Annotated in this window: 1 protein-coding gene; it reads right to left on the bottom strand. The window is 67.0% G+C overall.

Annotated features, from left to right (window positions below; all coding sequences use genetic code 11):
- Positions 1–23: 23 nt before the first annotated feature.
- A complete protein-coding gene (locus tag ACYVD1_RS34745; protein ID WP_460778721.1) occupies positions 24–908 on the bottom strand; it encodes an IS982 family transposase in 885 nt (294 codons plus the stop codon).
- Positions 909–943 lie beyond the last annotated feature (35 nt).

Genomic DNA, 943 nt, shown 5'->3' with positions numbered 1-943 from the left:
CTAGATGATTGAGTCCGATGTCTTCAGTGGTCGTAGGCGATCAGGGACCGCTTGACGGGTGCGTTGGTCTCCCAGTTGTGCCAGATCACCGCGGCCATAGCCAGCAGACGCTGTGCGGTACGGGCGAACACCCCCGCCGGAGTACGCCCTGCGTGCTGCTCCAGGCTGAGCTGGCCTTTGAGCGTGTCGATCACGGCCTCGATCCACTGGCGAGACCGCACCAGCTTGCCGTGGCGGGGCTTTTCGTCCTTGCGGTCGGGACGCACCAGATGGCAGCCCAACTGCTCGGAGACGAACCGCTCGAAGTCCCGCCCGGCGAAGCCCTTGTCGGCCAGAATCACCTGCCCGGCGCGGACCAGGTGGTGGTCGCGTTCCAGCAAGGCGGCCATCACCTCCCGCTCGCCGATCTTGGGGTGGGCCAGACACCACGTGATGGGCATGCCCTCGGCGGTGGTGACCAGGTAGAGCCGGTAGCCCCAGAAGAACCGGGAGTGGGAGCGGCAGTACCCGTACCCGGCCTGCCCGGCCAGCTCCGAGCGTTTGACGGTCTCGCGTGAGGCCGCGCACGGCAGCGGGGTGGAGTCGATCAGCCGCACATCGTCGTCCCAGGTGGGGACCTGTCGGGCGAGGTGGTCCAGGGCGCGGGCGATCAGTGGTCCGGCGTTGTTGAGGCGCTTGTTGTATCCGGACTGGCCAGGCAGGTAGGTGAACAGGTGGCCCAGGCGGGAGCCGACGAAGCGAATCCAGTGACGGGTGGAGGGGAAGCCGAGCAGGACCTGGGCGATGGCCAGGCACAGCAGCTCGGCGTCCGACAGCCGTGGCGGTCGGCCGATATGGCGGGGTTCGACGACGTGGTCGTCGCAGAAGACGTAGAGTGCGGTCAGAAGGGTGTCCAGGTCTCGTTTCACACCAAGACTCTGCGGCACCCTTCGCTGTGTCCGCT

The sequence above is a fragment of the Nocardiopsis nanhaiensis genome, assembly GCF_054778635.1.
The sequence above is the reverse complement of the archived record's forward strand: the minus strand, read 5'-3'. Positions and strand labels throughout refer to the sequence as shown.